Origin of the sequence: Bacillus sp. S2(2019) (assembly GCF_005144805.1) — a bacterium.
Classification (GTDB): Bacteria; Bacillota; Bacilli; order Bacillales; family Bacillaceae; genus Bacillus; species Bacillus altitudinis.
On the sequence record NZ_SWFL01000003.1, the window covers coordinates 136,788 to 162,975 of the forward strand.

The window sequence follows — 26,188 nt, forward strand, 5'->3', positions numbered from 1 at the left end:
TTATGCACGTGCTTCATGTACTTTTAACTGCTTGCCTTTAATCGTTGTGTGGCGCATGGCTTTTAGCACAAGAGGGCCTTTGCCATTTAAAATATCTACATATGTTTTTGTTTCCTGAATGGTAATAATCCCAATGTCATCAAACGCAACGCCGTCTATTTTGGCGATCGTTCCAACGAAATCAACTGCCCGGAGTTTCTTTTTCTTCCCGCCATTAAAATACAGCTTCATAATATCTTTTTCTATGCCGGCCTGCTTATTTTCCTTTTGAATCGGTGTTTCAATTTTTTCTTCAAAGCTTGCCACATGCTGTTTTGCTTCTTCTTTTGTAGGATAAGGCTGAATTTGAAAATGAATGCCAGCTTCCTCTTTTAATTCTTCAATAAGCGGCTGCCCGTGCCTTGTCATAAACGCAATCGTTTTTCCGCTTTTCCCCGCTCTGCCAGTTCTTCCGGTCCGGTGAATATAGCGTTCTTTTTCATATGGCAAGTCGTAATGAATGACATGTGTCATATCACTGACATCAATTCCTCGGGCTGCAATATCTGTTGCGATCAAATAACGGAATTCCCCGTTTTTGAATTCATCCATGACGGCAAAGCGATCTTCCTGCTTCATCCCGCCATGAATCTTATCGCAAGGAACATCCCACTCATCCAGCTTCATCGTCAGCTCATTCACTCGCTCCTGCGTATTGCAAAAAATGATACAGCTATCTGGATTTTCAATGACAATCGTTCGTTGAAGTAATGAAAACTTGCCTTCTTCCTCGGTTTCAATCAACGTGTGGGTGATTTGCTGCTTCGTCGTTTCCTCCCGAGCAATCTCTATCACTTTTGGCGATTGTAAAAACTGCTCACTCAAATCCTTCATTTCATCAGACATCGTCGCTGAAAATAACATCGACATCCGCTTTGGCGGCAGATGCTGAATAATAGAAGAGACTTGATCAATAAATCCCATGTTGAGCATTTCATCTGCTTCATCTAACACGAAAAATGACAGATTGTCTAAAGAAAGTGTCCCTTTTTCAAGGTGATCCAATATTCGTCCTGGTGTTCCGCACACAATGTGGTTCTTTTGTGCAAGCTCTATTTTTTGTGCTTGAAATGGAGCTTTCCCGTAAATGGCGGCCGCTTTGATTCGTTTAAATCGTCCGAGGCTGGTCAGATCCTGTTTGACCTGCATGGCAAGTTCTCTTGTTGGGACGAGGATAAGGGCTTGAGGTTTATTCTCAGCCCAATCCACCATTTCACAAATTGGCAGACCGTAGGCTGCTGTTTTGCCACTGCCTGTCTGAGATTTGACAATGAGGTCCTGCTTTGAAAAAGCAACGGATAATGTCTCGTGCTGGACGGGTGTAGGTGTATGGAAATGAAGCGCTTCTAGCGCTTGTTTCAATTCATCGCTTAATGGATATTGATCAAAATGTTGTAATGGCATCGTATTCTCCTTTTCGTACATGTATACTTGTGACATCATACCATATCTTTTCAAAGACACCATGACCTTGAATGAAAAGGCATGAAAAAAAGCCCCATCAAGGAGCTTTTCAATGATTAAAGGAATCTGCGTTTTACTTTTTCCCAATAGGAGTTATCTTTTAATTTGACCGTTTTGATCACTTTACCAGAAAGGCCAATATCAATTTGTTTGACATGTTTTGTACCTAGCGCTTCGTTATCAAGACCGATAATCGGATGGTCGTTACCGTCCTGAACAACCTTTAGTGTCAGCTTGCGGTCACTGCTTAAAATGAAAGGAGCTCCAAGTGTACGGTATGAGTTGTTATTCAGCGATGCCAGCTCGGTTACTTGCATACACGGAAGCATCGGATCCACCACGGCGCCGTTGACAGATTTATTGTAGGCCGTTGAACCGGTCGGAGTGGAAATAATCATCCCGTCGCCTCTAAAGGTTTCAAAATGGAAATCATCTATATACACATCGATGACAAATGTTTTAATGATGCTAGAGCGGATCGACAGTTCGTTTAAGCAATGGAACTGGTTTGTACTGTCAACGCTTACATCGATGATCGGATATTTTCTCACTTCAATTTGTTCAGTGTTCATGGCATCAATCATTTGATCAAAATGTTCTAACGAAAAATCGCAGTATAGGTGCGAATTCTCTGTTTTTGATACCCCTACATACAAGCAGTCATCCCGGAAGTTCGTTTTGCGAACCGCTTGAAGAAATGTACCATCTCCACCAATTGAAGCAATGATATGGGCATCTTCTGCACGCTTTACGACGTGAAAGCCTTGATCGGTAGCGAGCTTCTCCAGAGAAGAAATGTGTCCATCCAATTCATGATCTTTTTTGTAAAAGAAAAATACATTGCGACGATTGTCTGTCATTGACGTTCTCCCCTTTGTTGTCAAAAATAGATTTCGAGTAGTAAAGGGCTTACATAAAAACCCTTGTTCACATTTTACACTTTTTTCATATGAAAGTAAAAATATTAGAAAGACGCTTCATCATGATAGAGGCTTCCATTTAAGAAATGAGTCATTGTAAGTGATTAGACGACGCTGACTTTGAGCATAATTTAATAGCTCATTTTGGAAGAAAGAGAGGTCTGGGCGTTTCGTTGTGAAGATGGTCTGAGCTATTAGATATAGGGAGAGGATAAAATAACCAATTTTTCGTCATGATGAGCAAATGATAGAAGATGTAAAGTTGATCGTCATTTCACATCGGTGCTATCATATGTTGAAATGAAATGTAAAAAAACCACAGTTCCTGTGAAACATTTCATGTGTGTATTCGTATGAACGAAGTGAGACAAAAAGGAGGAGAAAGAAATGAATGCGAAAAGATGGGTAGCCTTAATCATTGCACTTGGTGTTTTTGGCTTTTCGATTGTGATTAGTATCACGACGGCCTTGTATGAAAGCTTCAATGATAATAAGATGAGCTATCAATTCGGGGACGAAATCGAAGAAAAGGTACTAGAAGATGGAAGCGGTGCGAGTAAAATTGCTGTACTTGAGATTAATGGCACGATTCAAGATAACGGCGGTGCATCCAGCCTTTTAGGCGGGGAAGCATATGATCATCGTGCGTTCTTAAAAGAATTAGATAAAGCAAAAGACGATGCGTCTGTGAAAGGTGTCTTGCTGCGTGTCAACTCTCCTGGCGGCGGTGTCTATGAAAGTGCTGAAATACATAAAAAATTAGAAGAAGTAAAGAAAGCGAAGAAGCCAATTTATGTTTCTATGGGTTCAATGGCGGCTTCTGGCGGCTATTATGTATCCACTCCAGCGAAAAAAATCTTTGCTTCACCTGAAACGTTAACAGGCTCTCTCGGGGTCATCATGCAAAGTTTGAATTATGCAAAGCTAGCAGATAATTTAGGCATCAAATATGAAACCATTAAAAGTGGAAAATTCAAAGACATCATGTCCCCAAATCGTGATATGACAAAAGATGAGCGCGACATCATGCAAAGCATGGTTGACAACTCTTATGAAGGTTTTGTGAAAGTCATCTCAGAAGGACGCGGCATGTCTAAGCAGGACGTCAAGAAAATTGCTGACGGCCGGGTATATGACGGAACACAGGCGAAATCGAACGGATTAGTGGATGAGCTTGGTTACTATGAAGATGCACTAAAAGCAATGAAGAAAAATGAAAAAGGCCTAAAAGGAGCAAAGGTTATCAGCTATTCACAAAGCTTTGGCTGGAACTCTCTTTTCAATATGAGTGCAAGCAAGCTCTTTAAAAGCGAAATTGATTTTCTGAACTTAAAAGAAACACTGGCTGGCTCAAATGGGTCTAAACCGATGTATCTCTATTCAAAATAAAGGAGGGATCATAGATGGATTCTACATTCGATGAAGTAACGGAAAGTCGCAGCCAAGAGGGAGAATCAAGGCCGACTCTTGCGAAGCGCACTTCAATTGAAGCGCAGGCTTTTGCAGGTTTCTGGATTAGATTTTGGGCATTTATCCTAGATTGGCTCGTCGTATGGGGTGTTAACCATTTGACGGTTTCTCCAATCTTTAGTCTCTTTGGCTGGTCAAAAGGTGGAGGTTGGTTTTCCCCATTTTCCGTCACAACCACAATTGTCTTTCTGCTTTATTTTGCGATCATGACGAAGATTTTCCAACAAACACTTGGAAAGATGGTGTTTGGAATCAAAGTCGTCTCACTTCAGCCGGAGAAGAAGCTGCCATGGGATGTCATTTTCTTTAGAGAAATTGTGGGGCGATATATTAATACGCTTTTTGTTCTCTATGCTGTGGTTGGGTTTACGCCGAAAAAGCAAGGGGTTCATGACTACTTTGCAGATACGGTGGTTGTTCATGAACATTTATATGAAAAAACAGAATCAAACGCATAATCAAAGAGAGTTTGGCCGAGTACCGGTCAAACTCTTTTTTTGGTGATTGGGTATAAAATCCAGAAGGAGAGCCATAATCGTAGTGGAAGCATCATTTGTTATGGAGGAAGTGAGCACAGTGCTGTACGTTTGGATCGCAGCTTTTTTGTTCCTTGTGATCTTATTGATCTTTATGAAAGTGACCATTTCACTGGACTATTCACATGCAAATGACAATGACCATATTGCGGTGAAGATCATCACCTTATATGGAATCGTCAGACTGAAGAAAGACATTCCGATGGTGAAAGTGAATACGGAAGATCAAACGATTGATATTCGTGAAAAGAAAATGGCCAGCACCAAAACGCCGAGTCAAGAAAAAGAAACCATGCATAAAAAAGTGGGAAAACGTGATGTAAAGGAAATCCTTCATCAAATGGAGCGTATTACAAAAGAGATTGTCGATCTAAACCGGATCATGCGAAAGTTCTTCATTCATATAAAAATCGTCTCATTTCACTGGTCCACCTGGATTGGTTTTCATGACGCAGCTTTAACAGGTGTAGCAGCCGGTGGTGTGTGGTCAGTCAAAGGAGCACTTCTTGCCTTTATGCAGGAGCATCTCACCTTTAAGCACAAACCGGTCTATGAAGTGATTCCCGCTTTTCAGCACAATGTATCACAGACACACTTTGCATGTATAGCTTATTTTCGGATTGGACATGCTATGCTTGCAGCCATTCGATTACTTGTCCATTGGTTAAAAGGGAGAAAGGCGAGAAAAAATGCCTCTCTTCAAGCAACGAAGAATGAATCATCTGTTTAAGGAGGAACCCGAAAATGGCAGATCATCCAATCCAAGGTCTGATGAAGACAGCGATGGAAAACTTAAAAGAAATGATTGATGTGAACACGATCATCGGCGATCCAGTCGAAACCCCTGACGGCAGTGTCATTCTCACTGTGTCAAAGGTTGGTTTTGGATTTGCAGCCGGCGGCAGTGAATTCAACGGTAACCAAAAGAAAGAAAAACGGTCTGATGAACAAGAACGAAAAGAACCGAGACTCCCATTTGGAGGCGGAAGCGGTGGGGGAGTATCGATCACACCAATCGCCTTTTTAATTGTGGGAACAAATGGCGTACGAATGCTTCATTTGGATGAACACACACATCTGCTCGATAAAATATTGGATTCTGCTCCTCAAGCAATTGAACGTCTTCAGCACATGTTTAAGAAGGATGAACGGGAGCATCGTCACAAAGAACGAAAACTAGATGACATAGACCTTTAAAAAGTTAGCTGCCCTGCAGTTAACTTTTTTTTCAAAATGGACGATTAGGCTTTGCAGTTTTTTGCTTTCTCTACTATGATAGAACCATACATTTGATAAGGGAGGAATTGTTTTGGCATCGATCACATTTAAAGGGAGCCCAGTAACGCTTGTAGGAAATGAAGTGAAAGTAGGCGAGCAGGCTCCAGATTTCACGGTATTAACGAACTCACTAGGGGAAGTTTCACTTTCTGATTTAACAGGAAAAGTGACGATTATCTCAGTGATTCCTTCTATTGATACAGGTGTGTGTGACGCACAAACAAGACGTTTCAATGAAGAGGCAGCCGGTTTAGGTCCGGTCAATATCTATACCATTAGTGCAGACCTACCATTTGCACAAGCACGCTGGTGCGGAGCAAACGGAATTGAAAATGTTGAAACATTATCTGATCATAGAGATATGTCATTTGGTGAAGCGTTTGGTTTATATATGAAAGAATTGCGTTTATTGGCGCGTGCGGTCTTCGTATTAGACCCAAGCGGAAAAGTGGTTTACACTGAGTACGTAAGCGAAGCAACCAATCATCCAAATTATGAAAAAGCCATTGAGGCTGCGAAATCACTGTTATAAAAGCAGCATCGACAAGAGCTCCGGCTTCATACTGGGGCTCTTTTCAATGAGAACATCTAGCTTTTAACAAAGCGAGGAGAGAAAAGCATTGCAGAAAGATCAAGTAAGTACGATTTTTGAGCTGCTCGATACAGCTTCAATTCGTTTAAAAAAGGAACAGAACATTTCCTATATTGAAGCATTGGCAGAAGCAGGAGAAGCCTTTTTCCAGGCAAATGATCGAAACGGTTTACTAAAAGATTTAATAGAGAAAGCAGATTTCGCCTCTTATGATCATGAGCAGATTCGTAAAGCGTTTCAGCTCGCCGTATTAAAAGGACAAAAGGATATTTCACATCCAAACCGTCAGATGACACCTGATACAATTGGTCTGTTTGTCAGCTATTTGGTCAATAAATTTTTAGAAGGACAAAAAGAGCTGGTTGTCTTTGATCCAGCAGCAGGAACAGGGAATTTACTGCTTGCGGTCCTCAACAATGTAACAGCAGAAACAACACGCGGTTTTGCCTCTGAAATTGATGACGTGCTCATTAAAATTGCGTGGGCACAAGCGAACTTAGAAGAAAAAGAAGTAGAGCTTTTCCACCAGGACAGCCTTGAGCCGCTTCTTATCTCACCAGCAGATGTTGCTGTATGTAGTCTTCCTGTCGGGTTTTATCCAAACGATGAGCGCGCTAAAGACTATGAATTAAAGGCAAAAGAAGGTCATTCCTTTGCGCATTATTTATTCATTGAGCAAAGTCTTCGTTACACGAAAGAAGGCGGCTTCTTATTCTTCATCATTCCAAACGATTTATTTGAAGGAAAAGAAAGCGTACAATTAAAGGATTTCATCAAAGAACATGCATATATGAATGCGTTAATTCAGCTGCCAGTCTCTATGTTCAAAGACAAAAAGCATGCCAAAAGCTTATTTGTGATGCAAAAGAAAAAAGAGGGGCTCGAAGCACCGAAACGTATGCTATTTGCCAATCTGCCATCTTTCTCACAGAAGGAAGCAATGGTTGGCGTCATGAGAAAATTAGACCAATGGTTTATAGAAGAAAAAGAAACGAAAGAATAGCCAGAGTGATGTCTGGCTATTTTATTATTCAGAAAATAACGACTTATTGATGTAAGCGGTAACAGTTCGAAGGTGTACTTGAAATGCAAAGTTTTCAATGTTTAAATGAAAAAGTCAGATATTTTTCGGACTTATCGTTAAACTATAAAAGACCCGTTCAAACAGGTTGAATATAGCACCGAAAAAACGTGAAACCTTATATAACAACTGAGTAAAAGGAGCGACAGTAATGTCCAAAATTATTGCAATCAACGCAGGAAGCTCATCTCTTAAATTCCAATTGTTCGACATGCCAGAAGAAACCGTTTTAACAAAAGGTCTTGTTGAAAGAATCGGAATGGACAACAGTATCTTCACGATTTCTGTAGATGGAGAAAAGAAAACAGAAGTCACAGATATTCCAGATCATGCAGTAGCGGTTAAAATGCTGCTTGAAAAACTAATTGAATTTAACATCATCAAAGACTTTAATGAAATTGATGGCGTAGGACACCGCGTCGTTCACGGCGGAGAAAAATTCAGCGATTCTGTTGTTTTAACAGATGAAGTCATCAAAGACATTGATCAGCTTTCAGAGCTTGCACCACTTCACAATCCTGCAAACGTTGTAGGAATCAAAGCATTCAAACAAATTCTGCCTGACGTACCAGCGATTGCTGTGTTCGATACAGCTTTCCACCAAACAATGCCAGAGCAGTCTTACCTATACAGCCTTCCGTACGACTACTACAAAAACTTTGGTATTCGTAAATACGGATTCCACGGGACAAGCCATAAGTTCGTAACAGAGCGTGCAGCAGAGCTATTAGGCCGTCCTCTTGAAGAGCTTCGTTTGATTTCTTGCCACCTTGGAAATGGTGCAAGTATCGCAGCAGTTGAAGGCGGAAAATCAATCGATACGTCAATGGGCTTCACACCACTTGCGGGTGTTGCAATGGGAACACGTTCAGGTAACATTGACCCTGCCCTTATTCCATTTATTATGGAGAAAACAGGACATACAGCTGAAGAAGTACTTTCTACTTTGAATAAGAAGAGTGGTCTTTTAGGTGTGTCTGGTCTTTCAAGTGACCTTCGTGATATCGAAGAAGCGACAGAAGAAGGAAACGACCGTGCTGAAGTAGCACTAGATATTTTTGCAAGCCGTATTCATAAATACATCGGTTCTTATGCAGCGAGAATGAATGGTGTAGATGCCATCATCTTCACAGCTGGAATCGGTGAAAACAGCTCAGAAGTGAGAGCACGTGTACTTCGTGGTCTAGAATTCATGGGCGTATATTGGGATCCATCTCTTAACAACATGAGAGGCGAAGAAGCATTCATCAGCTACCCTCACTCTCCTGTAAAAGTCATCGTGATTCCAACGAACGAAGAAGTTATGATTGCAAGAGACGTTATGCGTTTAGCGTAACATCCTTTTGAAGCTCTTTTCCTCAGCGGAAAAGGGCTTTTTTCTATTGAAATCAGCATGCTATAATGTGAGGCAATATGAAAGGAGCGGTGTGAAGATATGAGCGTCGAAGAACATAAACGCGAAGCGAAAACGAGGCTTCATGTAAAAGTCATTACCGTCAGTGATACAAGGACAAAAGAAACAGATAAAAGCGGCCGTCTGATGATTGATTTGCTCAAAGAACAAGGGCACCTTATTCTTGCATACGATATTGTGAAAGATCACATTGGAGCGATTCAAGACGCCGTTTTAGAAGGAACAAGTGAAGCGAAGATTGATGCCGTCTTGTTAAACGGGGGAACTGGTATTGCAGCAAGGGACGTCACGATTGAATCCATTACACCTCTTTTCTCAAAAGAGCTGCCGGGCTTTGGAGAAATTTTTCGCATGCTGAGCTATACAGAAGATATTGGATCAGCCGCTATCTTATCTAGAGCGACGGCAGGGGTGATTAACCAAAAAGCCGTTTTTGCCACACCAGGCTCTACCGGAGCAGTTCGGTTAGCCATGACCAAACTCATTATTCCAGAGCTTCCTCATGTCTTGCGAGAGCTTGAAAAAGATCAAAAATAGCCCAAAATGACTCTGCCAAGAAAATTTGGCAGAGTTTTTTTCATAAAGGGGTTGAAAAAACAATTTTTCCTTGTTACAGTGTATACATACTAAATGCATGTTTATAAATTAAAACTTATTTTTATGCAAAAAAACATTCACAGAATCAAAACAAGCGAGAGGAGCTTTTCAATCATGTCACAAAATAAAAAAGTCGTATTAGCATATTCCGGAGGTCTTGATACCTCTGTTGCAGTTAAATGGTTACAGGAGCAAGGTTACGAAGTTGTTGCTTGCTGCCTGGACGTAGGTGAAGGAAAAGATTTAGCATTCGTTCAACAAAAAGCACTTCAAGTCGGAGCTGTTCAATCTTACATGATCGACGCAAAAGAAGAGTTTGCTGAAGAATTTGCACTTGCTGCACTGCAAGCCCACACGATGTATGAAGGGAAATACCCACTCGTGTCTGCACTATCTCGTCCGCTCATTGCCAAAAAGTTAGTGGAAGTCGCAGAGAAAGAAAATGCCGTAGCCGTTGCACACGGATGTACAGGGAAAGGAAACGACCAAGTTCGTTTTGAAGTATCAATCAAAGCATTGAATCCAGACTTAGAAGTTCTTGCACCAGTGCGTGAATGGAAATGGTCTCGTGATGAAGAAATCGACTATGCACAAAAGCACGGGATTCCAATTCCGATTAACTTAGACAGCCCATATTCAATTGACCAAAACCTTTGGGGCAGAAGTAACGAATGTGGTATTTTAGAAGATCCTTGGGCAGCGCCGCCAGAAGGTGCTTATGATCTGACAAATCCACTTGAAAAAACACCTGACACACCTGAAATCATTGAAATCACGTTTGAAAAAGGAAAACCAACAGCCATTGACGGAATCCAGTATTCATTATCTGATCTCATCCTTCATTTAAATGAAGTTGCTGGCCAGCATGGTGTAGGCAGAATCGATCATGTTGAAAACCGTCTTGTTGGAATCAAATCTCGTGAAGTATATGAGTGCCCAGGTGCAGTTACCCTATTAAAAGCACACAAAGAACTTGAAGACTTAACGCTTGTCAAAGAAGTAGCACACTTTAAGCCAATCGTTGAACAAAAAATGGCTGAATTAATATACAACGGCTTATGGTTCTCACCACTTAAATCAGCACTAGATGCATTCTTACAAGAAACGCAAAAGAACGTAACAGGTGTTGTACGTGTGAAACTATTTAAAGGCCATGCCATTGTAGAAGGACGTAAATCACCATATTCACTTTATGATGAAAATCTAGCAACTTACACAAAAGCAGATGAATTCGATCATGATGCAGCTGTAGGATTTATTAACCTTTGGGGTTTACCAACAAAAGTAAACAGCATCGTGAACAAAAAGGAGCAGGTTAAAGCATGAAAAAGCTTTGGGGAGGCCGATTTCAAAAAACACCAGAAAAATGGGTCGATGAGTTTGGTGCATCCATTCATTTCGACAAACAATTAGTCAAAGAAGATCTGACCGGCTCCCTTGCCCATGCAAGTATGCTGAATAAATGCGGTATCATCGGCGATGAGGAGGCCGCTGCAATCAAAGACGGACTGAATACGCTCATGAAAAAGGCAGAGGCGGATGAACTCGATTTCTCAGTAGATTATGAGGACATTCATTTAAACCTTGAAAAAATGCTCATTGATGAGATTGGTCCGCTTGGCGGCAAATTGCACACAGCGAGAAGCCGGAATGATCAGGTCGCAACCGATATGCATTTATATTTGAATAACCAAGTAGAGCATATCATTGAGCTGATCTCTTCTTTTCAAACAGTGCTTGTAGAAAAAGCTGAACAGCACGTTGAAACGATTTTTCCAGGATATACGCACTTACAGCGTGCACAGCCTATCTCCTTTGCTCATCATATGCTCGCCTACTTTTGGATGCTTGAACGGGACAAAGCGCGTTTTCAAGATTCATTGAAGCGGATTAATGTGTCACCACTTGGATGCGGGGCGTTAGCAGGAACGACATTCCCAATTGATCGTGAATATACAGCAGAGCTTCTTGGCTTTGACCATATTTACGAGAACAGCCTTGATGGCGTGAGTGATCGTGATTTCATTTTAGAGTTCTTGTCCAATAGCAGCCTTGTGATGATGCATCTCTCACGTCTTTGTGAGGAAATCATTTTATGGTGTTCTCAAGAATTCAAATTCATTGAGCTCGATGACACGTACGCAACAGGCAGCAGCATGATGCCGCAAAAGAAAAACCCGGATATGGCTGAATTGATCCGCGGAAAAACAGGGCGGGTATATGGCAACCTGATGGGGCTGCTCACGATTATGAAAGGCTTGCCGCTTACGTATAACAAAGACTTGCAAGAAGATAAAGAAGGCATGTTTGATACGGTGAAAACGATCGCTGGCAGCCTGCAAATCTTCACAGGTATGATTCAAACGATGACAGTGAACGAAGATGTCATGAAAAAAGCAACAAAAGAAGATTTCTCAAATGCGACCGAAGTGGCAGACTACCTTGCGAAAAAAGGTATGCCATTCCGTGAAGCACACGAAATCGTTGGGAAGCTTGTATATACATGCATTCAAAAAGGCATCTATTTAAGTGACCTTCCATTTGAAACATTTACAGAAGCAAGCGGCCTCTTTGAACAAGATATTTACACTGTTCTTGATCCGTATGTTGCTGTTGAAAAAAGAACAAGTGCAGGTGGAACTGGATTTAAACAAATTCAGCTCGCTTTAGAAAAAGCAAAAGCCTGCCTAGCATAATTCGCCAAAACCATTCGTTTATACGGATGGTTTTTTTCATGGGAAAAAGGAGATTGATCTTCACTGGAGAAAATGAAAGCATACCAGTGTCAAGCTGAATAAGGAGTGACAACAGTTCATGAAGAAAACGCTTCAGGCTTTGTTTGATCAGCCTATCGTATCAATGAAAACGTTAGGAGAACCATACGACGGCCGGGCTAATGATGTGTGGCTGATTTCCTTACAAGACCAGACGGAATATGTAGTGAAATCTCCTAAAACTGCAAGAGAAGAAAGTGAATTTGTGTATGGGATCAACATGATTTATGGAGTAGATGCCCGTACTGTACAGGAGCATCTTGATGAAATCAATGAAAAGCTGGCTCATACGAATTCCTTTCATATTCCGAAAGTTGTTCGTAAAGTGAAGAAGGCGGGGAAACACTTTTATGTCATGGAAAAAGTAGAAGGAATCCCTTTAACATCTTTTGAGGGCCGTTCAGCACAATTCTATAGGGATTACGGGAGGAAACTAGCGCATCTTCATTCATATCAAACAAACTTTTTCGGTGCAGTATACGGGGGAGAAAAGAGACATTTGAGAGAATTCCATGCGCTGTTAAAAAAGACTGTCTCCAAACTCATCAGCCACTATTACGCTGATCAGCCTGAATATCAGAATTATGCAGAAAAGGTGCAGCAAAAGCTTGAAAAGCTAAGTCCTCCTGATGCAGCCAGTCTCATTTTAATTGATTTAGACCCATCGCAATATATTGAAGACGATGATCAAGTGACGAGTCTAGTTGATACGGAATATGTCGTATTTGGACCAGCTACGTTTGATTTGATTGCACTCGAATACCTTTTGACGAAAGAAGCTGCACAAGCGGTTCAATTAGGGTATGAAGAGATTTGCCCGCTTCCTCGCCAGCTTCATGAGGTGAGAGAATGCTATCGGTTTGTTTCGCTGCTTCTCGATATCCATGGTTCATGGGATATGAAAAAGTGGATGAATCACCCTATACGGTTTTCCCCTCACTGTTAAAGGGTTCAAAAGTGCGAAGGGAGCCGGTTTATAGTAAAGTAAAGATAACAAAAGAAACACATGAACTTGCAACCTTTGCTTTAGGAGGAGATTGTGTGCGACACGCATTAATAACAGCGGGTTCTAAAGGACTTGGCAGGAAAGTCACCGAGTCTTTACTGAATATGGGGTATTCTGTGACAGTGAATTATCGAAGTGATGATGAAGCTGTCCGGCAGATGAAAGAAGAACTGCAAGAATACGAAGAAAAGCTTCAATTTGTCCAAGGCGATGTGACAAACAAAGAAGATTTAAAAAACATGGTCGAGCTGGCAGCAGAGCGATTTGGGCGGATTGATGCCTTGATCAATAATGCTGGACCTTATATTTTTGAACGAAAAAAACTCGCGGATTACTCTGAAGACGAATGGTATCAAATGATGGAAGGCAACCTATCCGCAGTGTTCCATTTGTTCCGAATGGTGATCCCTATGATGAGAAAACAAGGCTTTGGCCGGATTATCACATATGGCTTCCAAGGAGCAGACCATGCGCCAGGCTGGATGCACAGATCAGCTTTCGGAGCGGCAAAAGTGGGCCTTGCGTCATTGACGAAAACCATTGCGATTGAAGAAGCCGAAAACGGCATCACCGCTAATATGGTGTGTCCAGGCAAAATCGTTGGAGACATGAAAGAATCGACAATAGAGGAAGCCCGCCAAATCAAAGACGATGAAACGCCAATAGGCAGGTCTGGTACTGGAGAGGATATCGGTCGTATCATTTCATTTCTATGTGATGACCGTTCAGACCTCATTACAGGAACCGTCATTGAAGCAACAGGTGGTCTTAATGTCATTCATAGGCACTAAGTTTTTCAGCTTTTTATAGAGGGAATAGACAAAATGAGATCAAATTCGAAAGGTGGATATATTTACATGAAAGCTACATATCATGGACATTCAGTCGTACACATTGAAACAAACGGATACCATATTTGGATTGATCCATTTTTAAATGGAAATAAGCATACAGAGATCAAACCGCAAGATGTGAAAGCAGATGTGATTTTGCTCACGCACGGGCATGGAGATCACGTCGGAGACACGATTGAAATCGCTAAAAACAATGACGCACTCGTGATTGCGCCATTCGAACTTGCCACTTATTTAGGCTGGCAAGGGGTGAAAACACACCCGCTTTCTATTGGCGGCGGACGTGAATTTGAATTTGGTAAAGTCAAGCTGACGCAAGCGTTCCATGGCTCAGCGGTCATTGATGAAGAATCCAAAACGATTACGTATACAGGAATGCCATCCGGTATTTTATTTACTGCTGAAGGCAAAACAATTTATCATGCTGGAGACACGGCTCTCTTCTCGGATATGAAACTCATTGGGGAGCTGAATCATATTGAGCTCGCCTTCCTGCCAATAGGTGATAACTTCACGATGGGACCAGACGATGCGAGAATCGCAGCAGAGTGGCTTCGTGCGAAACAAGTCGTACCGATTCATTACAGTACATTCCCGCCGATTGAGCAAGATCCTCATGCCTTTGCAGACAGCTTGCATGGCGGCGTGGGTCATGTATTAAACAGTGGAGAATCCATCGAGATATAATCAATAGAAAGAAAAGCCGGTACCCTACCGGCTTTTTTCTTTGCCTGTATCGTGCTCGTGTAAAAGACAAATTGCTATTAAAAGCCTCCTGCCTTTATAATGAAATATAGATGAAAACGCTGAAAACAAAAAGGGTGAACGGGATTGGCGACAAAGCATGAGCAAATTTTATCGTATATTGATTCATTGGATGTCGGAGAGAAAATTTCTGTCCGGCGTATAGCGAAAGAAATGAAAGTCAGTGAAGGCACGGCTTACCGGGCTATTAAGGATGCTGAAAATAAAGGGTTCGTGAGCACCATTGAACGAGTCGGTACCATTCGAATTGAACAGAAGAAAAAAGAAAATATTGAAAAGCTGACATATGCGGAAGTGGTCAATGTCATTGATGGCCAGGTGCTTGGCGGACGAGCCGGCTTACATAAAACGTTAAATAAATTTGTCATCGGTGCAATGGAACTGGATGCGATGATGCGATACACAGCAGCAGGCAACCTGTTGATCGTCGGAAACCGAATCAATGCTCACCGGCAAGCATTAGAGGCGGGAGCGGCTGTGCTGGTCACGGGCGGATTCTCAACAGATGATGAAATTATTCAGCTCGCAGATGAGCTTGAGCTGCCCATTTTATCAACAAGCTACGATACATTTACCGTAGCGGCTCTCATTAACCGGGCCATTTATGACCAGTTGATTAAAAAAGAAATTGTGCTTGTGGAGGATATTTTAACGCCGATAGAACGGACCATCTATTTATCGCCAGAAGACAAACTTGAGAAATGGTATGAAAAGAATTATGAAACCGGGCACGGAAGGTTCCCGGTAGCAGACGATCAAATGAAAATTCACGGCATTTTGACCTCAAAGGATATTGCAGGCCATGACCGTTCTACACCGATTGAAAAGGTGATGACAAAAAATCCGCTGACCGTTATTGGCAAAACATCTGTCGCTTCAGCTGCACAAATGATGGTGTGGGAAGGTATTGAGGTGCTGCCAGTTGTAAATGATCATGCGAAGCTGATTGGGATGATTAGCCGTCAGGACGTGCTGAAGGCGCTGCAAATGATTCAAAAGCAGCCGCAGGTCGGTGAAAAGCTGGATGATGTCGTGTCTAGAGGATTTAAGGAAGCCGAGACAGAAAAATCAAAAACAGATGCGGTGTACCAATATGAAGTCTCACCACAAATGACAAATCAGCTGGGCAATATTTCGTATGGTGTGTTTACACAAATTTTAATCGAATCAGCCAACCGCTTCTTAAAGTCTCATAAAAAAGGCGAACTAATTGTAGAAAGTCTTTCTGTCTATTTCTTAAAACCAGTTCAAATGGAATCCACGATACAGATCAAACCGAATATTTTAGAAGTTGGGCGCAAGTTTGGAAAGCTGGAAGTGGAAGTTTACCACCAGTCAAATATTGTAGGCAAAGCGATGTTGATGGTGCAGCTGATGGAGAGAGGATAATAGGCAAAAAAGGGCGGCATGAATGCGCCCTTTCAGCGTGTAGACAAACCCTCGCATTCTTTGTCAGTCCTGCGTGCTAGTGCTCACGAATGTGACATTCGCTCTGCGCCAGTACTCGTCCTTCCTAGGGCTGCAAAGGTTTTCTAACACGCTGAAAAGAAGAGAAAGGGCTAAAATAAAGTTCATTTTAGCCCTTTCTCTATTATGCGTGGTCTTTTTCGCCTTCCTTTAAAAAGAGCGGAAGATAGTGCTTATAGGCTTTATATCCGGCCCATGTACTGCCGATACCAACTGCAACAAAAACAAACCCAATGACAAATGCGAGTGACGAGCGGTTTAAAAATAATTGATTCACACCGAAGAGCAGGACAAAGCAGCCAAGTGCCATACTTGATTTAGCAGACCAGAATTTCTTCTCGACCGGCCGGTTCGTACGGACATTTTTTGCTTTGTAGTATAAATAAAACATGGCAGAACAAATAATAAACACAATCAAAACAAGCATGTGCCAAGCCTCCATTGTAAGTGGTTACAACCCTATTTTAAACGTAAATAGGCTTGCTTACTAGAATAAATTGTCTATTCCTCACTTTTCTGTCTGGGTAGATTATGATTTAATAATAAAAAGAGTATCGCATAAGAAGGAGTATTTATGAAAAAAGAACTGATTAGAACCATATCATTATATGACACCATCATCATTCATAGACATGTAAGACCTGATCCAGACGCCTATGGATCGCAGTGCGGCCTTACGGAAATCTTGCGTGCCACCTATCCAGAAAAAAATATTTATGCAACAGGAACCCCTGAGCCATCCCTTTCATTTTTATATGAATTAGATGACGTGCCGGATGAAGTGTACAAAGGTGCCCTTGTCATTGTCTGTGACACTGCGAATCAAGCAAGAATTGATGATCAGCGTTATTCAATGGGCGATAAGCTGATGAAAATTGATCATCATCCGAATGAAGATCCGTATGGTGATTTGCTTTGGGTTGATACAGAAGCAAGCTCTGTCAGTGAAATGATTTATGAGCTGTATTTAGAGGGGAAAGAAGAAGGATATCAGCTGAATACAAAGGCGGCAGAACTCATTTATGCCGGCATTGTAGGAGACACAGGCCGTTTCCTTTTCCCAAACACAACGAAAAAGACACTCAAATATGCGGGTGAACTCATCGAATATCCGTTTTCATCATCAGACCTTTTCAATCAATTGTATGAGACAGATTTGAATGTGGTGAAATTAAATGGCTATATTTTTCAACATATCTCTTTATCAGAGAATGGCGTAGCCTCTGTTTTTATTAAACGTGACATTTTGGAGTCATTCCAAACAACAGCGCAGCAAGCCTCACAGCTTGTTGGGACACTTGGAAATATTGCAGGGATTAAGGCATGGGTCTTTTTTGTGGAAGAGAACGATCAGATTCGTGTGAGATTCCGCTCAAAAGGCGTTGTCATTAACACCATTGCTAAAAAATATCATGGCGGAGGTCACCCGCTTGCAGCCGGTGCGTCCATATATGATTGGGCAGTTGCAGATGAGATTTTGCGTGATTTAGAAGAAGTATGTAAATCATCATCGTGAGAGAGGGGCTTCAAGTCCCCCTCTCTTTTTTGAGCTTTGAGAAAAGGGTTACTTGGATACAGGTATAAACCAGCAGCCGATGTCAGTTGAATCTTCATAGGCTTGGAGATTTTGATGCTTTAATTCTTTTTTAATTAAATGGGCCATCATTTCTGTCTCAGCATAAGCACACATGCCGTCTTTAATCCGGCTTGCTTTGTCTCGTGCCATTTGACGATAGCTGTAAACCTCCATTGTTCTCACCTCTTTCTTATGATCATCTCGTTCTTCTTTTAGTGTATAAAAATAACAAGTGAAAAGCGATCATTGAGTGCAGAAATTCATAAAAATTCCACATCATCTATTATTCAGCAAAGGAAATACGCACTTCAAGCGATAGCTTTGTATAAATGGTCAGTTCAGTGACTTTAGCGCGGTATGCCTTTTCTCTAATCGTATATTCTTTATTTTCCACGGTCCGTTTTAAGAGCTCTTTTGTTTTATAGACACTTTCAATATCCTTTGTGATCACCTCAGAGATATCTTCTTTCACCTGATCTTCAAATTTCAAGGTATCTGGCTCCGGGATTTTGTACTGCTCACGGTTGACGAGGTGAACGTCTACGCTCTGAATAAGCAGACGCTGCTTATTGTCTTCATTTAATTTATGCAAATCTTCCCGATAGAGTGTGATTTGTTCTTTCAGACTGTCCATATGGTGCTGCTGGCTTCTGAGCAGTGTCACTTGTTTCTCTTGAAAGGTGCCATACGTAAAGAGAAAAATCAGCCAGCTGATAATTGCGCCGAACATCATCCCAGCAAAAAAACGCTGCCAGCCTGGACGTTTATACAGCTCAGGCACCCTCATGATGACACATGCTCCTGAGTGAGCCACGTTATCAGGAGATACCCCGTTTGCGCACCGCCCATAGCAGAGATAATGAGCAAGATCTGCTTGAAAATATCACGTGTGTTCCCTTCGAAAATCCCTCTTTCAAAACTATAGACCGCATCAAAAGTTCCACCGATTGCCGCAACAAGTGCCCAAATTTTTAAGCGGTTGGCAAGACTTGAAATAATTGATAGCGGTGGCTGACCAGATAAATATGCACCTACCCCGCCTATAATAGCACCGCCCAAAATAACCCCTAGTGCGATAAAATAACAGCTAATAAAGTTTGGAATAAAGGCTTCCTTCACATCCATTTTTCCCACCTCACTCTATTCAATATATGGCGAATGCTGGACAAGTATGAACAAGCGGAAAAGAAAGAACATTTGTTTCTCACCGCATCGCGTTTTATAATGAAAGAATGAATTTAGACGAAAGGAGTGGATTAAGCATGTCCTATGTTCATCTTCAGGTCCACAGTGGATACAGCTTGTTGAGCAGTGCAGCGAAGGTCAAGGAGCTCGTATTAAAGGCGAAAGAACTTGGCTATCAAGCGCTCGCTCTTACGGATGACCATGTGATGTATGGAACGGTTGAATTTTATAAGGAATGTAAAACACATGGCATCAAGCCGATTATCGGTTTAACAGCTTCTGTCTTCATAGATGAACAAGAGACAGAGGCTTATCCTTTGATCCTCCTTGCCAAAAACAATGAAGGCTATCAAAACTTGATCAAAATTAGCAGTGTCTTGAAATCAAAGTCAAAAACCGGCCTGAAAGAGAAATGGCTGAAAGCCTATCATCATGGCCTTATTGCCATCACACCAGGCGTATCCGGCTATATTGAAACGCTGCTACAACATGATCAGCTAGATGAAGCAAGGGATGCAGCCAGCCATTTAAAAGATCTTTTTGGTGAGGAACATGTGTATTTAGCCGTTCAGCCGTTTCAGCAGGACGAAGAGCTGTCTCATAAGCTAAGGGAACTCTCAAAAAGGGCGAACATCCCGCTTGTGGCAACAGGTGACGTCCACTATATACATCAAGAGGACAAAACCGCATATACATGTTTAAAGGCCATTAAAGCAGGCCAGCAGTTATCAGAAATAGAGGAAGACCAAGCAGACAAGCATTTCAGATCGATCGAAGAAATGACGCAGTGGTATGGTGATGATCCAGAATTGCTGGCAAGAACGGTTGAGATTGCAAACCGCTGTGAGGTCGATTTAAATCTTGGTCAGACGAAACTGCCAACTTATCCGACGCCTGATCAATCAACAGCTGATCAGTTTTTACGAAGAGTGTGCCAAGAAGGCATGAAACGAAGACAGATTGCTTCAAATGACACATATATCAAAAGGCTTGAGTATGAGCTGAGCATCATTCAAAAAATGAATTTCAGTGACTATTTCCTCATTGTGTGGGATTTTATGAAGTATGCTCATGATCATGGCATAGTCACAGGTCCTGGCCGGGGATCAGCAGCAGGCTCTTTAGTTGCGTATGTTCTGTTTATTACAGATGTCGATCCGATCCGTCACGGGCTTTTATTTGAGCGTTTTTTAAATCCTGAACGAATCAGCATGCCGGATATAGATATCGATTTTCCTGACACGAGAAGGGATGAAATCATTTCATATGTAAAAGACAAATATGGGGATATGCATGTGGCGCAAATTGTCACGTTTGGAACACTTGCCGCAAAGGCAGCTTTAAGAGATGTCGGACGTGTGATGGGAATTGATTCAAAAGCAGCAGACCGCCTTGCAAAACTCATCCCATCAAAGCCAGGGACGACACTGAAAGAAGCGGTGACAGTCTCCTCAGAATTAAAAACACTGCTCCAGCAATCTGAAGAGCTGCAAAGAGTGTTTCAAACCGCTTTAAAGGTAGAAGGATTACCAAGACATACGTCAACACATGCAGCCGGCGTTGTTCTAAGTGAGGAGCCGCTCACACAAGTCGTGCCTATTCAAGAAGGCCATGATGGAGTGTATTTGACGCAATATGCGATGAATTATTTAGAAGATCTCGGTCTTTTAAAAATGGATTTTTTAGGTTTGAGAAACTTAACATTAATTGAATCCATTAAAAACCAGATTGAAAGACAGGAAAACGTCCACATTAACTTTAGTGACATTTCATATGAAGATCAGAAAACGTTTGATTTGTTATCAGCGGGAGATACAACGGGGATTTTCCAGCTCGAATCACAAGGTATGCGTCAGGTGCTGAGACGACTGAAACCTTCTAGTCTAGAAGATATCGTGGCAGTCAATGCCTTATACCGCCCGGGTCCGATGGAGAATATCCCGCTCTTTATCGACCGAAAGCATGGCAGAGTGAAAGTCTCCTATCCGCATCCAGATTTGTATGACATCTTAAAGGATACATATGGGGTCATCGTCTATCAGGAGCAAATCATGCTGATTGCAGCAAAGATGGCAGGCTTTAAGCTGGGCGAGGCTGATTTACTAAGAAGAGCCGTTTCGAAGAAAGATAAAAAGGTGCTTGATGAAGAGCGAAGCCATTTTGTTGAAGGATGCCTAAAAAAGGAGTATCCTGTTAACATTGCAAATGACGTTTATGACCTAATCGTCAAATTTGCAAACTATGGTTTTAATAGAAGCCATGCTGTTGCATATAGCATGATCGGCTTTCAGCTTGCTTATTTAAAAGCGCATTATCCGTTATATTTTATGTGCGGTCTTTTAACGAGTGTGATTGGAAATGAAGACAAAGTGGCTCAATATTTCTATGAGGCAAAGGAAAAAGGGATATCTGTGTTGAAGCCTTCTATTAATAAGAGCGAATTTCCATTCACGGTTGAAAAAGGGGAGATCCGCTACAGCTTAAGAGCGATCAAAAATGTCGGAGTGTCAGCTGTAAAGGATATATACAGAGCAAGACAGGAAAAGCCATTTGAAGATTTATTTGATTTTTGTGCAAGGGTATCAACAAAGAGTGTCAACCGAAAAACGATTGAAGCCCTCATTTTCTCAGGGGCAATGGATGAGCTTCATCCAAATCGTGCTTCGTTATTAGCATCGATAGATATTGCGTTAGACCATGTGTCATTTTTAACACCTGAGGATCAGCTGGACTTTCTTGGGGATACAACGTTCTCCATTAAGCCAAAATATGCAGAGATAGACGAACTGCCGCTTGTTGATCTCCTGCAATTTGAAAAAGAAGCACTCGGGTTATATTTATCAAATCACCCTGTACAAGCGTATCGAGATCGTTTGAGAGAGAATGGTGCAGTGGAAATCATCAGACTTTCTTCCTATATAAAGCGAAAGATCTCAATGGGTGGTCTTTTGACAAAGGTGAAATCGATTCGGACAAAAAATGGACAATCGATGGCATTTGTCACATTCGGGGATGAAACGGGAGAAATGGAAGGTGTCGTCTTTCCAGAGCAATTTAGAAAGCTGTCCCCCTTACTTGAGGAGGGCGCAATGCTTTATGTTGAAGGCAGAATAGATGTCAGAAATGAGAGCAGTCAAATCATCGTGCAAGAAGCTGTTCTACTGGAAGAGATGGGCTCTAAAAGAAAAGAATCTGTCTACATTCGAGTCAAAGAAGAGAACCATACGCAGGAACTGCTAGAACAAGTGAAGCGAGTGATCTCCATGCACAGCGGAGAAGCAGATGTCTATTTGTATTATGAAAAGCAAAAAAAGACGATGAGACTTCCAGATGCATACAAAGTTCATGCAGATCATGCGGTCATTTTCCAGTTAAAAGAGCTGCTAGGTGAACAAAACGTTGTGATTAAATGATGACAAATCGTCTGAATATGTTTTACAATTTCACCTATTGTGTTATCATTTTAAAGATTCTGTGTATTTAAACTGCCAAGTATGTGCTTATCAACTTAGCAATTCATTAAATCATTTTCCACTTGAAGGAGTGTTCATCACATGTCATTAAGAGAAGAAGCATTACATATGCACAAAGAGAATCAAGGCAAACTCGAATCAAAATCAAAGGTACAAGTGAAAAATGCGAAAGACTTGAGCTTGGCTTACTCACCAGGTGTGGCAGAGCCATGTAAAGATATTTATGACGACACAAGCAAAGTGTATGATTATACAATGAAAGGCAATATGGTTGCTGTTGTCACAGACGGAAGTGCTGTGTTAGGGCTTGGAAACATTGGGGCTGAAGCATCTCTTCCAGTAATGGAAGGAAAAGCTGTCTTATTCAAAAGCTTTGCAGGTGTTGATGCATTCCCAATCGCACTTGCAACAAACGATGTAGACAAAATCGTTGAAACAGTGAAGCTTCTTGAGCCGACATTTGGCGGCGTGAATCTTGAAGATATTGCAGCACCAAACTGCTTTATCATTGAAGAGCGTTTGAAAAAAGAGACAAACATTCCTGTTTTCCACGATGATCAGCACGGGACAGCGATTGTAACAGTGGCAGGACTTGTGAATGCACTGAAGCTGTCTGGAAAATCAATGTCTTCAATTAAAGTGGTTGCAAACGGCGCTGGAGCAGCAGGAATTGCGATTATCAAACTTCTTTATCATTTCGGTGTACGTGATATCATCATGTGTGATACAAAAGGCGCTATTTATGAAGGCCGTCCGAATGGTATGAATGCAGTGAAAAATGAAGTAGCTAAATTCACGAACCAAGATCGTAAAGAAGGTTCTTTAGAAGAAGTGATTGAAGGCGCAGATGTCTTTATCGGCGTTTCAGTAGCAGGTGCTTTAACTAAAGAAATGGTTGGAAAAATGGCAAAAGATCCTGTCATCTTCGCAATGGCGAATCCAAACCCAGAGATCATGCCAGAAGATGCACATGCAGCAGGTGCAAGTGTTGTAGGAACTGGCCGTTCTGACTTCCCGAACCAAGTGAACAACGTCCTTGCATTCCCTGGTATTTTCCGCGGGGCGCTTGATGTACGTGCGACACACATTAACGAAGAAATGAAAATTGCAGCTGTTGAAGCGATTGCTTCCCTTGTATCAGATGAAGAATTGTCAGCGGAATACGTTATCCCTGCACCATTTGATGCACGAGTAGCGCCAGCGGTAGCCAAAGCAGTGGCAAAAGCAGCAATGGAAACGGGCGTTTCAAGAATCAAAGTAGACCCAGAAGCTGTTGCAGAAAAAACAAGAAAATTAACGATTATCGGCGAGTAATCGAAATGGGAAAGTGTGCACGTTCTTTCTGAAATTGGAGGAAAAACGTGCACCATTTCCTCTCTTATACGAAATTTTTTTCATCCTAAATGAGATTTTTTTGTAGACGTTCACAATTCACATATACCAACTACTCAGCGCCCCAAACCTATACTCATTTCTCATCAATTCCCCACTGAAAAAATTGAATGAAGGATGACAGCGTTTGACAAAAAAAGTACAATAGTTTCGGTACAGTTATGACATGTCCTATAATAGTGGATGTGCGTGTAAAGAAAAAACCCTTCAAAAAGGGAGGTAGTCATTTGTCAATCAAGAATATTTTCAGTAAAAAGAAAAAATATGCATCTGTACCCTCTGAACAGGCAAGTCAAGATGTGCCTGAAGGCATCATGACCAAATGTCCGCAATGTAAAAAAATAATGCTCACCAAAGAACTAGATAAAAATTTACGTGTTTGCATGAATTGCGGCAGACATTTGCAAATGAATGCAAAACAACGTATTGAAAGCCTTGTAGACGAAGGCACATTTGAAGAATTTAACGGTCACCTCATTTCTGAGAATCCGCTCGGTTTCCCAGGCTACGAAGAAAAGCTTCAGAAAGACAGAGAAAAAACATCTTTGAATGAAGCCATCGTAACAGGAAAAGGTGAAATTAAAGGTCAAAGTGCTGTCATTGCTGTCATGGATGCCACGTTCCGTATGGGCAGCATGGGCTCAGTCGTTGGTGAAAAGATTACATTAGCTATTGAGAAAGCAAAAGCGGACAAGGTGCCATTTATCATCTTCACTGCATCTGGAGGAGCAAGAATGCAAGAGGGGATTCTTAGTCTAATGCAGATGGCAAAAACAAGTTCAGCATTAAAGCTGTTCAGCGAGGATCAAGGTCTGATTATCTCTGTGATGACCAATCCGACAACTGGTGGTGTATCAGCTAGTTTTGCGTCTCTCGGTGATTACAACTTTGCAGAGCCTGGTGCATTAATTGGTTTTGCTGGTCGCAGAATCATTGAACAAACCATTCGTGAAGACCTACCAGAGGACTTCCAAACGGCTGAATTTTTAATGAAGCATGGTCAGCTAGATGCTGTGATTCACCGTGCAGAAATGAAAGAAACATTAGGCCAAATCTTAGCATTACACAGCACAGGAGGTGAACGAGAGTGGCTGGAGAACTAGAATTTGAAAAACCTGTCATTGAACTTCGAGCGAAAATTGATGAATTGAAAAAGTTCACACAAAACTCAGAGATGGATTTAAGTGCGGAAATTGAGCGCCTTGAAACACGTCTGAGTAAGCTTGAAACAGACATTTATACAAATTTAAAGCCGTGGGACAGAGTGCAAATTGCTCGTCATGCGATGCGCCCAACAACTCTCGATTACATTCAAGAGCTGTTTGATAACTTTTTCGAATGTCACGGTGATCGTTTTTATGGTGACGATGAAGCCATCGTTGGAGGAATTGCCACGTTTAAAGGACTTCCTGTCACAGTCATTGGTCATCAGCGCGGAAAAGACACAAAAGAAAACTTGCGCCGTAATTTCGGGATGCCGCATCCAGAAGGTTACCGTAAAGCATTGCGCTTGATGAAACAAGCAGATAAATTTAATCGTCCAATCATTTGCTTTATTGATACAAAAGGAGCTTATCCTGGTAAAGCAGCTGAAGAACGCGGGCAAAGTGAAGCAATTGCGAAAAACCTTTTCGAAATGGCAGGACTTCGTGTACCGGTTGTCTGTATTGTCATTGGAGAAGGCGGAAGTGGCGGAGCACTAGGCTTAGGCGTAGGAAACCACCTATTTATGCTAGAGAACTCAACATATTCAGTGATTTCACCTGAAGGTGCAGCAGCACTGCTCTGGAAGGACTCATCACTTGCAAAAAAAGCTGCAGAATCAATGAAAATTACCGCTCCAGACCTAAAAGAATTAGATATTATAGATGATGTTATTAAAGAAGTGCAAGGTGGAGCACACCGAGACGTGAAACAACAAGCAGCCTACATTGAAAAAACATTAAAACAGTCACTTACATCTTTGCTCAAACAATCGCCTGAAGAATTAGTCGAACAAAGATATCAAAAATACAAAGCAATCGGCAAAGTATCGATTGAAAATCAATATATTGGGGTAAACTAAATAAACGTACAGCCTTTTGGCTGGCGTTTATTTTTTTCGTCTTTTTTCATCAAAACGATCTGATGTAAGCGCTATTTGAAAATAATTTTCTTTTGTTTTCATAAAATTTGAAACGTCTGAAAACGTTGATTTGACAAGGTTTAGAGGACTTGAAACAACTGTTTTTTGAACAAAGTGCTTTCAAGACTTTCTTAACTTTTGTTTAAAAACATTTTATTTAATTGTATAATAAGTACGGTT

The 26,188-nt window shown here is 41.5% G+C and carries 25 protein-coding genes; 19 read left to right on the forward strand and 6 right to left on the reverse strand.

Annotated features, from left to right (window positions below):
- Both FBF75_RS10855 and FBF75_RS10860 read right to left on the reverse strand, forming a co-directional pair.
- Positions 1-1,443: a DEAD/DEAH box helicase gene (locus FBF75_RS10855; protein WP_136944743.1), complete on the reverse strand. Its 1,443-nt coding sequence runs from the start codon at positions 1,441-1,443 to the stop codon at positions 1-3.
- Positions 1,444-1,559: 116 nt separating this feature from the next.
- On the reverse strand, positions 1,560-2,363 hold the full coding sequence (locus FBF75_RS10860; protein WP_017358281.1) for an NAD kinase: 804 nt from the start codon (positions 2,361-2,363) through the stop codon (positions 1,560-1,562).
- A gap of 447 nt (positions 2,364-2,810) precedes the next feature.
- Between FBF75_RS10860 and sppA the strand changes: the two genes are divergently transcribed.
- From sppA to FBF75_RS10930, 14 genes are all read left to right on the forward strand, one after another.
- Positions 2,811-3,812, forward strand: coding sequence for a signal peptide peptidase SppA (gene sppA, locus FBF75_RS10865; RefSeq protein ID WP_041092550.1), 1,002 nt, complete (start codon positions 2,811-2,813; stop codon positions 3,810-3,812).
- A 14-nt stretch (positions 3,813-3,826) separates the two neighbouring features.
- Positions 3,827-4,351: an RDD family protein gene (locus tag FBF75_RS10870; RefSeq protein ID WP_008343136.1), complete on the forward strand. Its 525-nt coding sequence runs from the start codon at positions 3,827-3,829 to the stop codon at positions 4,349-4,351.
- Between the two features lie 100 nt (positions 4,352-4,451).
- Complete coding sequence (locus FBF75_RS10875) at positions 4,452-5,159, forward strand: DUF2953 domain-containing protein (RefSeq protein WP_017367840.1); 708 nt, start codon at positions 4,452-4,454, stop codon at positions 5,157-5,159.
- A gap of 14 nt (positions 5,160-5,173) precedes the next feature.
- A complete protein-coding gene (gene ytfJ / locus FBF75_RS10880; RefSeq protein WP_007501733.1) occupies positions 5,174-5,626 on the forward strand; it encodes a GerW family sporulation protein in 453 nt (150 codons plus the stop codon).
- Between the two features lie 112 nt (positions 5,627-5,738).
- Positions 5,739-6,239, forward strand: coding sequence for a thiol peroxidase (gene tpx / locus FBF75_RS10885; RefSeq protein ID WP_007501731.1), 501 nt, complete (start codon positions 5,739-5,741; stop codon positions 6,237-6,239).
- An 88-nt stretch (positions 6,240-6,327) separates the two neighbouring features.
- On the forward strand, positions 6,328-7,302 hold the full coding sequence (locus FBF75_RS10890; protein WP_007501729.1) for a class I SAM-dependent methyltransferase: 975 nt from the start codon (positions 6,328-6,330) through the stop codon (positions 7,300-7,302).
- Between the two features lie 229 nt (positions 7,303-7,531).
- Entirely contained in the window at positions 7,532-8,716 is a 1,185-nt protein-coding gene (locus FBF75_RS10895) for an acetate kinase (RefSeq protein WP_024718669.1), read from the forward strand.
- A 99-nt stretch (positions 8,717-8,815) separates the two neighbouring features.
- Positions 8,816-9,331, forward strand: a complete 516-nt coding sequence (locus FBF75_RS10900; protein ID WP_024718668.1) for a MogA/MoaB family molybdenum cofactor biosynthesis protein — start codon at positions 8,816-8,818, stop codon at positions 9,329-9,331.
- A gap of 174 nt (positions 9,332-9,505) precedes the next feature.
- Positions 9,506-10,717, forward strand: coding sequence for an argininosuccinate synthase (locus tag FBF75_RS10905; protein ID WP_008343148.1), 1,212 nt, complete (start codon positions 9,506-9,508; stop codon positions 10,715-10,717).
- Complete coding sequence (gene argH / locus FBF75_RS10910; RefSeq protein WP_008343150.1) at positions 10,714-12,087, forward strand: argininosuccinate lyase; 1,374 nt, start codon at positions 10,714-10,716, stop codon at positions 12,085-12,087. The genes FBF75_RS10905 and argH overlap by 4 nt, the downstream gene beginning before the upstream one ends.
- Before the next feature lie 118 nt (positions 12,088-12,205).
- Complete coding sequence (locus FBF75_RS10915) at positions 12,206-13,111, forward strand: phosphotransferase (protein WP_046526485.1); 906 nt, start codon at positions 12,206-12,208, stop codon at positions 13,109-13,111.
- 95 nt (positions 13,112-13,206) lie between these two features.
- Positions 13,207-13,962 carry an SDR family oxidoreductase gene (locus FBF75_RS10920; protein WP_008343153.1) on the forward strand — a complete coding sequence of 252 codons (756 nt, stop codon included), beginning with the start codon at positions 13,207-13,209 and terminating at the stop codon, positions 13,960-13,962.
- Between the two features lie 66 nt (positions 13,963-14,028).
- Complete coding sequence (locus FBF75_RS10925) at positions 14,029-14,712, forward strand: metal-dependent hydrolase (protein WP_039168887.1); 684 nt, start codon at positions 14,029-14,031, stop codon at positions 14,710-14,712.
- 144 nt (positions 14,713-14,856) lie between these two features.
- Positions 14,857-16,179: a CBS domain-containing protein gene (locus tag FBF75_RS10930; RefSeq protein WP_136944744.1), complete on the forward strand. Its 1,323-nt coding sequence runs from the start codon at positions 14,857-14,859 to the stop codon at positions 16,177-16,179.
- A 202-nt stretch (positions 16,180-16,381) separates the two neighbouring features.
- Here the strand turns inward: FBF75_RS10930 and FBF75_RS10940 are convergent, their stop codons facing one another.
- On the reverse strand, positions 16,382-16,684 hold the full coding sequence (locus FBF75_RS10940; protein ID WP_008343164.1) for a YtpI family protein: 303 nt from the start codon (positions 16,682-16,684) through the stop codon (positions 16,382-16,384).
- 147 nt (positions 16,685-16,831) lie between these two features.
- Here FBF75_RS10940 and FBF75_RS10945 point away from each other — a divergent pair, with 147 nt between their 5' ends.
- Positions 16,832-17,773 carry a DHH family phosphoesterase gene (locus FBF75_RS10945; protein ID WP_025207776.1) on the forward strand — a complete coding sequence of 314 codons (942 nt, stop codon included), beginning with the start codon at positions 16,832-16,834 and terminating at the stop codon, positions 17,771-17,773.
- Between the two features lie 48 nt (positions 17,774-17,821).
- Here the strand turns inward: FBF75_RS10945 and FBF75_RS10950 are convergent, their stop codons facing one another.
- From FBF75_RS10950 to ytrH, 3 genes are all read right to left on the reverse strand, one after another.
- Positions 17,822-18,007: a YtzJ family protein gene (locus FBF75_RS10950; RefSeq protein ID WP_008346082.1), complete on the reverse strand. Its 186-nt coding sequence runs from the start codon at positions 18,005-18,007 to the stop codon at positions 17,822-17,824.
- A gap of 109 nt (positions 18,008-18,116) precedes the next feature.
- Positions 18,117-18,620, reverse strand: a complete 504-nt coding sequence (ytrI, locus tag FBF75_RS10955; RefSeq protein WP_007501718.1) for a sporulation membrane protein YtrI — start codon at positions 18,618-18,620, stop codon at positions 18,117-18,119.
- Positions 18,617-18,958, reverse strand: a complete 342-nt coding sequence (gene ytrH, locus FBF75_RS10960) for a sporulation membrane protein YtrH (protein ID WP_007501717.1) — start codon at positions 18,956-18,958, stop codon at positions 18,617-18,619. The genes ytrI and ytrH overlap by 4 nt, the downstream gene beginning before the upstream one ends.
- A 137-nt stretch (positions 18,959-19,095) precedes the next feature.
- Between ytrH and dnaE the strand changes: the two genes are divergently transcribed.
- The 4 genes from dnaE (at position 19,096) to accA (ending at position 25,948) form a co-directional block, all read left to right on the forward strand.
- The gene (gene dnaE / locus FBF75_RS10965) at positions 19,096-22,431 is read left to right on the forward strand and encodes a DNA polymerase III subunit alpha (RefSeq protein ID WP_035391154.1); all 3,336 of its coding nucleotides are present in this window, start codon (positions 19,096-19,098) and stop codon (positions 22,429-22,431) included.
- 141 nt (positions 22,432-22,572) lie between these two features.
- Positions 22,573-23,805, forward strand: a complete 1,233-nt coding sequence (gene ystJ, locus FBF75_RS10970; protein WP_007501712.1) for an NADP-dependent malic enzyme — start codon at positions 22,573-22,575, stop codon at positions 23,803-23,805.
- A 305-nt stretch (positions 23,806-24,110) separates the two neighbouring features.
- Positions 24,111-24,986 carry an acetyl-CoA carboxylase, carboxyltransferase subunit beta gene (accD, locus tag FBF75_RS10975; protein WP_008346077.1) on the forward strand — a complete coding sequence of 292 codons (876 nt, stop codon included), beginning with the start codon at positions 24,111-24,113 and terminating at the stop codon, positions 24,984-24,986.
- Positions 24,971-25,948 carry an acetyl-CoA carboxylase carboxyl transferase subunit alpha gene (gene accA, locus FBF75_RS10980; protein ID WP_008346075.1) on the forward strand — a complete coding sequence of 326 codons (978 nt, stop codon included), beginning with the start codon at positions 24,971-24,973 and terminating at the stop codon, positions 25,946-25,948. Before accD ends, accA begins: the two co-directional genes overlap by 16 nt.
- The last annotated feature ends 240 nt before the right edge of the window (positions 25,949-26,188 follow it).

Coding starts and splice junctions, on each gene's coding strand:
- argH (WP_008343150.1), top strand. CDS start 10,714: ATGAAAAAGCTTTGGGGAGGCCGATTTCAAAAAACACCAGAAAAATGG.
- dnaE (WP_035391154.1), top strand. CDS start 19,096: ATGTCCTATGTTCATCTTCAGGTCCACAGTGGATACAGCTTGTTGAGC.
- FBF75_RS10895 (WP_024718669.1), top strand. CDS start 7,532: ATGTCCAAAATTATTGCAATCAACGCAGGAAGCTCATCTCTTAAATTC.
- ystJ (WP_007501712.1), top strand. CDS start 22,573: ATGTCATTAAGAGAAGAAGCATTACATATGCACAAAGAGAATCAAGGC.
- sppA (WP_041092550.1), top strand. CDS start 2,811: ATGAATGCGAAAAGATGGGTAGCCTTAATCATTGCACTTGGTGTTTTT.
- FBF75_RS10860 (WP_017358281.1), bottom strand. CDS start 2,363: ATGACAGACAATCGTCGCAATGTATTTTTCTTTTACAAAAAAGATCAT.
- FBF75_RS10905 (WP_008343148.1), top strand. CDS start 9,506: ATGTCACAAAATAAAAAAGTCGTATTAGCATATTCCGGAGGTCTTGAT.
- ytrH (WP_007501717.1), bottom strand. CDS start 18,958: ATGGATGTGAAGGAAGCCTTTATTCCAAACTTTATTAGCTGTTATTTT.
- FBF75_RS10855 (WP_136944743.1), bottom strand. CDS start 1,443: ATGCCATTACAACATTTTGATCAATATCCATTAAGCGATGAATTGAAA.
- FBF75_RS10925 (WP_039168887.1), top strand. CDS start 14,029: ATGAAAGCTACATATCATGGACATTCAGTCGTACACATTGAAACAAAC.
- FBF75_RS10900 (WP_024718668.1), top strand. CDS start 8,816: ATGAGCGTCGAAGAACATAAACGCGAAGCGAAAACGAGGCTTCATGTA.
- FBF75_RS10875 (WP_017367840.1), top strand. CDS start 4,452: ATGGAGGAAGTGAGCACAGTGCTGTACGTTTGGATCGCAGCTTTTTTG.
- ytfJ (WP_007501733.1), top strand. CDS start 5,174: ATGGCAGATCATCCAATCCAAGGTCTGATGAAGACAGCGATGGAAAAC.
- FBF75_RS10915 (WP_046526485.1), top strand. CDS start 12,206: ATGAAGAAAACGCTTCAGGCTTTGTTTGATCAGCCTATCGTATCAATG.
- ytrI (WP_007501718.1), bottom strand. CDS start 18,620: ATGAGGGTGCCTGAGCTGTATAAACGTCCAGGCTGGCAGCGTTTTTTT.
- FBF75_RS10870 (WP_008343136.1), top strand. CDS start 3,827: ATGGATTCTACATTCGATGAAGTAACGGAAAGTCGCAGCCAAGAGGGA.
- FBF75_RS10950 (WP_008346082.1), bottom strand. CDS start 18,007: ATGGAGGTTTACAGCTATCGTCAAATGGCACGAGACAAAGCAAGCCGG.
- FBF75_RS10940 (WP_008343164.1), bottom strand. CDS start 16,684: ATGCTTGTTTTGATTGTGTTTATTATTTGTTCTGCCATGTTTTATTTA.
- FBF75_RS10945 (WP_025207776.1), top strand. CDS start 16,832: ATGAAAAAAGAACTGATTAGAACCATATCATTATATGACACCATCATC.